Consider the following 7,812-nt stretch of genomic DNA (forward strand, 5'->3'; position numbering starts at 1 on the left):
GGTTCCAGGCGGTTGTCCCCTAAGCCGGTCCGCAGCCATTCCGCCGCATGCCGGAAGCTGATACCGCGTCGTTTCATCACCCAATCGATGGGCCCACCCGCTTCACCACAGCCAAAGCAATGAAACAAGTTCTTGCTCGGCGTCACCACCAGACTGGGTTTGTCGTCTTCATGGAATGGGCAGCAGGCCGCGTAATCCTTCCCTTGCTTGCGCAACGCGATGCCATCCGCCTCGATCAGGCGAACCAGCGACACCTCGGCCTTCAAGCGCTCGATTTCTGTATCCGGGATGCGGGCCATAAGCGGGATTTCCTCTAAAACCTGTCAATACTCGTTTAATGTTTTATTTTAATACCCTATACTGTTTATCTGTCAATCTATTTGGGAGAGAAGGAGGTAAGGTATGGATCTGTTCACGCCCTGGTGCATATCGATGTCCTTCCCTGCCAGACTGATCCAATTGCGTAGGACTAATAGCCTTACACAGCAAGCCTTAGCCGATACAGCATCACTGCATGTAAATCAGATTCGTCGATATGAGGCAGGGACGGCACAACCAACCTTAGAAGCCCTTATCCGGCTGGCGAAGGTATTGCATGTGAGCCTTGATGATCTTGTCTTTGATGAACAGGAACGAGGGCCAAGCGATGAATTCCGCCTACGCTTTGAGGCGATTTCTTCGTTCTCTACGGAAGAGAAACAGGTCGTCAAAGAGATACTGGATAGCTTGATCCTGAGGCATCAGGCAAAACAGTTCTTCACGCCACCACAGACAGGCAATTAACGTTTACGCCCTGTCTGCCATGCAGCCGCTAAAAGAAACCCCCTGAACCCCAAGCAGCAGCTGGGGTTGAGGGGGCTATTTTATTTATCTAATAGATATCTAAATTACAGATAAACAATATCTAGTAGATATCCATCAAATAAATAAACAGCGCTGGGAAACATGCGCCATCAGGCCGGGTTCTCCCCTTGCAGACCCTACCCGTTGAGTTGGTCACGATGGTCGAACCGGGCGGGCGGCGGCGTCGCCGGGCGCGGGGGTGTCATCGGGGTTAGTGCACAACTGATGGGCCGCGCCGTACCCGTCCGCGTGCTGCGCGAGGCATTTTTTCGGGCACTGGATGGGACGCTTTGGAAGGCAGGCGGGGTGTCTACACCGTAGACAGAAACCGCCTTTAAGAATCAAGCGTTTAAACGCGAAACGTAGACATGTAAACAAATGTATACAGGCATACTCCTTCTAATTCAGTGACTTACAGCCCGCAAAGCGGTGCGTGTGGTGTGGGGGGTATTTTGACACGAGTTAAGGGCACACAACTTGGGGGTTTTTAGGGGCCTTTTTGGGGGGCGTCCAAGACGCCGCCCAAGTGCGTTTTACCAGCGCGGCTTCGCCGTGCAACCGGCGGAAGATTTGCAGGCATTTGGCAATGACAGCAATGATTCAGAAGCCAGCTGGCCCACCGGAATGGTGGACCGACCGGAACGAGTGCATGCATCTAGACGGCAATGCGGACTGGGTGCGCTGTGATGATGATTTTGAGCTTTGAAGTTATTAGCTTTATAGGCTCATTGTGCAACGTAAAATATCCCGATGCATAATCAACTAGACCTAACCAAAGAAGCCACACCATTGCGCCAAATTCGGGCCGTTTATGATGATAAGACGATCCGCGTTTATCAGGCCTATTCCGATGCCATTGCAGATAGTGCACTAGCCAATGGAACCTTTGTATCACCTCCATTCAAGATGGAACGAATGACTTGGATAAAGCCATCGTTTCTTTGGATGATGTATCGGGCTGGATGGGGCCTTAAGGATGAAGGCCAGAAACGCATTCTGGCCATCGACATTACACGAGAAGGATTTGAGTGGGCTCTGGCAAATAGTTGCTTGAGCCATGCTGACCCATCAATGAGTAAAGAAGAGTGGGAGCGTCTTAAGAACAGCTCCCCAGTGCGAATTCAGTGGGACCCTGAGCGGGATTTATTTCTTCAATCCTTGCCATATCGATCAATTCAGATCGGATTGAGCAAGGAAGCTGTAGAGAGCTACGTGAATCAATGGGTTCGTCAGATCACCGACATAACGCCATTGGCTCACGAGATTCAAGCTCTAGTCAAAAACGAACGATTTAACGAGGCAATGAGAATGTTGCCTTCTGAACAGATTTATCCGCAGTCATGTATATGAGCCAAATGGCCCATACACCACATGGCCGCTTGCCATTTCTTTTTCAAACTCATCCTGATCAAGCAGAGAATCCGCTTGGTCAGGCCACTGCTCAGAAATATGCCGGGACCAATTCTTTGTATCTATCTCATGGATCGGCTGCAGAATTTCTTCTGGGTTCAGGCCATCTTCCGCAAGTTTACCCAATGCCTTTTTTGTAGCCTCCACGTAGTCATTCCCTGGAGAATAGCAACTAACGTAGCCACCAGAAAAACCTGCCGGCATGATTGAAATATCCAAACGGCGAACATGAAACGGAATAATAAAAACCTTCGTCAAAATTGGCTCCATTAAATTACAGATCATTCGGATCAATCCCCCGCGTCGTGCCTGGCTTGATAGCATCCCGTAGCCACTGAATGTGCTCAGGAGTTCTCAAACCGAACTGATCAGGAGCCTTGTTAACATCCACACGCAAAGGTGCAGTCGGGTTTAGTTTTACACCCGGTCCTTTGTCATAAATGGAAGTAGCTCTTAGCCGTTCCAAAAAGGATGCATCAACCTCTACTGCGGTAATAGCGGCGTTGCCACCTCGATTAACAAGGGCAAAATCTTTAGCCCGCTGCGGCTGTCCAAGGTTTACAAACAAAGCTCTTTCACCGCCCGAACTAGTCGTGACTACTGGTACCGTACCATTCGCCTGAATTCGTGGGGCGAATCCGGCATCATCGACCCGATATAGAGTAACTGTCTTTCCACCAGACTTGATCGGCGTTAACGCAAGCAGCCCGCCAACTACACGACCAAAATCCCCAGCCACTTCCTCAGAAACCGGATTGCGGGGATCCACCCAATCAGGCGACCGGCCTAACGCACCAGGCTCTGTATGCGCAAACTGCTCTACCCATTCTTTGACACCATTGATGGTTCTCGGAACAACGTTACCAAAGAAGACTTTAGGGCCATCGACCGTGGTTTTCCAAGTTTCTGATCGAATATCCTGGTCGTAAATTGGACCTTTTTTCCCTAGCGTTCCCTTGAGACGCGCATCAACAACTCGTGCATTAAATTCATCTACGGTTTCTGCTGGCAGTCGTGCCTTACCCGTAGACAACATCGACTTAGAGGGGTCTGCACCTTTATCTCGATTCAAATAACCGAATGCATCCTTACCATTGGCCGCGACTTCAACGCCTTCCACGGGTGGTAATGCGCTTGTATTACCCATCTCCCGAACGAGATGGTCGTACATGGCATCGGATTCAGGGTTCGCGCTGCCTCTAGCCCCCCAACGTGTATTGGCATCCGGTTCTTTCGGCTTCTGCACCCCAACCCACTGCCTATTGTTACCGGCAATGCTGTTGCCAAGCACATCACCGAACGCCGAGGCTGCCACACTCGCAAAGTCCAACCTCCCACGCCCGTTGACCGCAATTTGTGCCGTGCGGTTCACTACACCACCGGCCAAGCCGTTGAGGTAGTTGGCCGCGAAATTATGGTTTTGTGCCCAGCCTGCCCCAGCACTGGTCCCTTCCACGCCAAAGATGCCATCACCGATGCTTTGCGCAATCGGGGCGGCAATGCCGGCGGCGGCCACGGTGCGCCAGTTGAAGCTGCTCAAGCCTGCTGCCGACAACGTGCCCTGACTGACGGTCGTACTGACTGCGGTACGGGCAGCCGTTGCCATCCAACCCTTACCCGCCCACCAAGTGCCTTGCATGGCACTACCCGCACCGGCAGTGACACCGGCACTGAAGGCAGAAATACCGACTTGGCTCCACTTAAACTCGTCTATTTCGCCAATCGCGAGACCCAAGCCTTGGCTGGCGATGCTGCCCACTGCCGCGCCGATTGCCGCAGAAGCCATCATGGTGCCCGTTGTCAGGCCGGTTAGCGCCGCGCCCGATAAACCAATGGCTGAGATCCCACCGGTCAACACACTGGCCCCAACCGCTGCGCCACCCGCAGCCGCCGTACTGCCCGCCGCAGCAAAGAAACTGGCAGCCGCACCGGCGGTATACACCGTCGCCACCACTGCGACGGCTACCATCAAGATGGTACCGAAACTCCAACGCTTTTTCTTTGGTGGCGGTGGGGGCGGCGGTAGTGTGGGCGATGTGTCACCCACCAAGTGGCCGGGGTTGTACGGCGCAAACGTGCTGGCGTTGTTGGCCGCGGAGACCGCATTGGGAATACGTAGAGTCCTACCCTCACCAGGATCGGCATCGGCACCCACCGTAAGACCATTCTCATCGCCAATCAGGTACCACAGGCTACCGTCGCCCCATACCGCAAACGCGATCTTGCGCAGGGTGTCGCCCTTATTCACGGTGTACATCGATAGCGTGTTCGCCGCCTGTGTGCCGGTACGGGCCGCGCTGGTGTAGTCAAAATTGGCGTTTTCCCCCGCGCCGTAGCTCGATGCCACGGTGTTGCCACCTACGTAGAGGTAGTTGACCTTCTGATCCGCCACGTTGTCATTGGTTTTCTGCAGCACCCGGCCGTTGAAGTCCACCAGCATATCCCGCTGCTTGGGTTTGCCGTCTCTGGCCTCTGGGTCGCTGACTGAAATCACGTTACCGTAATCGTCCAGTGTCGATGTGCTGGTCCCGGCTCCTTCTGTCGTACCGTTGGCACGATGCTGTTTAACTTCGCGCCAGCTTTCAAATGCCTGATGATCAAACGTGAAATTGGTCTGCACTTTGTGTGTGTAGTCGTCGTACTTATAGTGGGTAAGCTTGCTGCCTTCGTAGGTATTCGTCAGTACCGTGGTGCTCGTATTGCTGTAGTCGGTTAACCACGCTATGGGGTTTAACTGGAGCGCATCGAGCTGTACTTGCGTCTTGTCTTTCAGACTATGGGTTTCCTGCCGTGCCAATCGTCCTTGCCCTGTCACTTCATAGGCATTACGCATGCGTTGTAAGAGCTTGCCGTCATTGTTATAACTGTCCTCTAATGTCACTTGACCCAGATAGTTATATTCCCGACGTGTCTTGAGCACATTGTTGGGACTGACACGGGTATCTTGGTGGTGGGTGTCCACCAGTTGGCCAAAGCTGTCGTAGGTAAAGCTATCTCTGATTGGCGTACCCTTCACATCACCATCGATCCGCCACACGCCTGTACGTTGCTGACTGGTGCCTCGATAGAAAAGCCGCTCCCCTTTTCCTTTTGTCTCGACGATGGCGCCATTGACCACGGTTCCCTGGTTAACGACAACGCGGTTCAAACCGTCATAACTGTAGTGGCTGATCTGATCATGAATGCCGGTACTGCGTTGCATGCCTTGCACATAGGTACGGTTGCTATTGGCGTCGTAACCATAGCGTGTTGCCACGTTTTTACCGTATACCGCCTGGACGCGTCCCAAGGCATCGTAATCGGTGGCTTGGAACCAAGCGTTATCTTTCTCCCAACTGCCGTCTTTCGGGCGCGCCATTGATTCAAAGCTGACGCGACCCATGCTGTCGTAACGGGTACGTTGCACGCCCAGCACGTCCATGCCACGGGAGTCAGTCTGCTCAATCAGCTGACCCGCCTGGTCATAAAGGTGGCTGCGCGTGATCGGGTCTTTACCGACCACCGTATAGTTAAAATGGTTAACCTGCCCCAGCCCGTTATACCGATAGTGGTTGTAGGTGTTGCCACCGAGATCGGTATGGCCCGTGAGGCGATTGGTAGCCAAATCATATTGCCAGGACTTGCTTTCCTCATCGTAGCCGCCTTTATCCTTACGCCAGAAGGTGCCTTCTTTCGTCTTATTGCCTTGCAGGTCATAGGTAAATTCCTGGCTGGTACCGGAGTAAACGGTGTTGTGTACGTAGGTGGAAAGCAGCACATCAACGTTGGTGACCTTGCCATGCGTACCATACGCATACCAAGTTGTTTGTTGGATATCTGTATTGTCTGCTGCGAGGCGGTTCTCCCGCACCCGATTACCGGAGGTATCGTAACCGTAGTGGGTGAGCAATACCTTGGATGTCCAGTTTGGCCCTGATGGGTTGGCCGTGGCGCTGAGTGCCTGACGATTCACGTCGCCTTGTCGGCGCTCCAGAATGCGCTGGTCCAGCCGGTTGTAATCATACGTGGTAATGAGGGGGCGATCGCCAATATTGCTAAGGGTTTTGGCTAGCCGGCCCTGCATGTCGTAGACATGCTCATCCCCTGCCCAAGCCATGGGATTTTCATCTGAGCCATGCGTTGTTCTGACCAGCCGGCCGAATTCGTCAAACTGCTGTCGGGTAAGGTTACCGTTACCATCCCAGCTGCCAATCAGGTCGCCAGCATGGCTATAGGCATAGCGCTTGGTCACTTGGCCGCGCGTGCTCACGCCATTTTTCATCTTTTGGACCGTGGCACTGATTTCGTCCTGCAACTGGTTTTGGCTGTTGTAATGCCAGCGGGTTGTTGCCTCTGCGGCATCCGTCAGGCCGATGCGGTTGCCCCAGCGGTCAAAGCTGGCCTGGGTAGTCGGGCGGTAGGTTGCGCTGTAGGTTTTTTCTTCCGAACGTAAGCTGTATTGGTCGTTAATACGGCTTAGGCGATAGTGCTGAATATTGGCGGCATGGCGAATCAGTTCAGCGTCGCTTGCGGTAGCAGAAGCGACATAGCCACTCGGCTGTCTGAGCTTCAGTAACAGGATGCTTTCGCCACTTTGCAAACCAAAGTCGCCAACCTCTATTGGATGGTTCGGCAACAAGTTCCGCCAAGTGAATTGACCGGCCTTATTGGTAAAATACAAGCTGACGTTTGATTCTGCAGACGCCGGAATGACGGTTTTGCCGCCTTGGTTAATGAGTGTCAGCGCTGGGCTGGTATTACCCAGAATTTGGCTGGTGAACGCCGGCCCGGTCTGCCCAATCTGGCGGCCCAGCTTGTCGTAATTGGTATAGGTACGGCGGTATTGCGCGCTGGCGTCGGTTTGCAGGCCGCCATTCGCCAGTACTGCCGTGTTCGCCAAGCTGGCCGGCGTCATCGCGCCAGAAAGCGTCCCCTCAACGGGCGAGGTGACCCGCGCCACTTCCCAGCCCATGCGGTTGTAGTAATGCACGCTCCAGACGCCCGCTTCCTGCTTGCGCCAGAGGCGGCCGGCGTTATCGTACTCATATTTACCAGTGGTTATGGTACCAGTGGTTTTGCCCTTGAGTTTTCGCTCGGTGATTTCACCAAAGGCGTTGTAAGTCACCTCGGTTTTTTTCTCCTCGGCCCCCCCCGAACGCCCCCCAGGCGCAGAGATGCGCTCCTTTGTACTGATTTGGTTACCTGCGCGATCGTACTCAAATGCTTTAACCAGATTGGTGGTTAGCAAAACACCGGCATCCGGCTGCTCATGGGATTTATTGCCCCCAACCTGTTTGCCTGCTTGCCATTCCAGTGCTGTGCGCCCAAATTTGTCGTAAAAGGTTTTCTGCAGAATCTGGTTGCCCAGCACGCCATCTGCGGCGCGCAGGTCTACGCGGTATTCGGTCTGGTGGCCGGCCAGGTCAAACCGGCGTTGTTCGATGCGGTCATCAGCGTGGCTGGCAGGGATGACCACGCTACTCGGGCGTTCTGCACCGCCAGCCAAGGTCATCGTATTGGCAAACCGGGTGGTACGCACCGCATTGCCGTGGGCATCGCGTTCGAACTGCGTCACGGTGT

The 7,812-nt window shown here is 53.8% G+C and carries 6 protein-coding genes; 3 read left to right on the forward strand and 3 right to left on the reverse strand.

Annotation, left to right across the window (positions count from 1 at the left end):
• Positions 1 to 299, reverse strand: a 299-nt coding sequence (locus CSQ89_RS18240) for a CHC2 zinc finger domain-containing protein (protein WP_233203302.1), incomplete at its 3' end; no start/stop codon positions are given.
• Between the two features lie 103 nt (positions 300 to 402).
• Here CSQ89_RS18240 and CSQ89_RS18245 point away from each other — a divergent pair.
• The 3 genes from CSQ89_RS18245 (at position 403) to CSQ89_RS18250 (ending at position 2,193) form a co-directional block, all read left to right on the forward strand.
• Complete coding sequence (locus CSQ89_RS18245; protein WP_233203304.1) at positions 403 to 783, forward strand: helix-turn-helix domain-containing protein; 381 nt, start codon at positions 403 to 405, stop codon at positions 781 to 783.
• 204 nt (positions 784 to 987) lie between these two features.
• The gene (locus CSQ89_RS22545; protein WP_158229034.1) at positions 988 to 1,164 is read left to right on the forward strand and encodes a hypothetical protein; all 177 of its coding nucleotides are present in this window, start codon (positions 988 to 990) and stop codon (positions 1,162 to 1,164) included.
• Between the two features lie 429 nt (positions 1,165 to 1,593).
• Positions 1,594 to 2,193, forward strand: coding sequence for a DUF4291 domain-containing protein (locus tag CSQ89_RS18250; protein WP_099407507.1), 600 nt, complete (start codon positions 1,594 to 1,596; stop codon positions 2,191 to 2,193).
• Here the strand turns inward: CSQ89_RS18250 and CSQ89_RS18255 are convergent.
• Both CSQ89_RS18255 and CSQ89_RS22550 read right to left on the reverse strand, forming a co-directional pair.
• Positions 2,182 to 2,511: a hypothetical protein gene (locus CSQ89_RS18255; RefSeq protein WP_099407510.1), complete on the reverse strand. Its 330-nt coding sequence runs from the start codon at positions 2,509 to 2,511 to the stop codon at positions 2,182 to 2,184. The genes CSQ89_RS18250 and CSQ89_RS18255 overlap by 12 nt on opposite strands.
• Positions 2,512 to 2,527: 16 nt before the next feature.
• The coding region (locus CSQ89_RS22550; RefSeq protein WP_158229035.1) for a hypothetical protein at positions 2,528 to 7,812 on the reverse strand (5,285 nt) is incomplete at its 5' end.

Origin of the sequence: Chitinimonas sp. BJB300, from assembly GCF_002735695.1 — a bacterium.
In the GTDB taxonomy this organism is placed as follows: Bacteria; Pseudomonadota; Gammaproteobacteria; order Burkholderiales; family Chitinimonadaceae; genus Chitinimonas.

What these genes read in the sequence shown, in the direction of transcription:
- CSQ89_RS18250 (WP_099407507.1), top strand. Translation starts at nt 1,594, where the DNA reads ATGCATAATCAACTAGACCTAACCAAAGAAGCCACACCATTGCGCCAA.
- CSQ89_RS18245 (WP_233203304.1), top strand. Translation starts at nt 403, where the DNA reads ATGGATCTGTTCACGCCCTGGTGCATATCGATGTCCTTCCCTGCCAGA.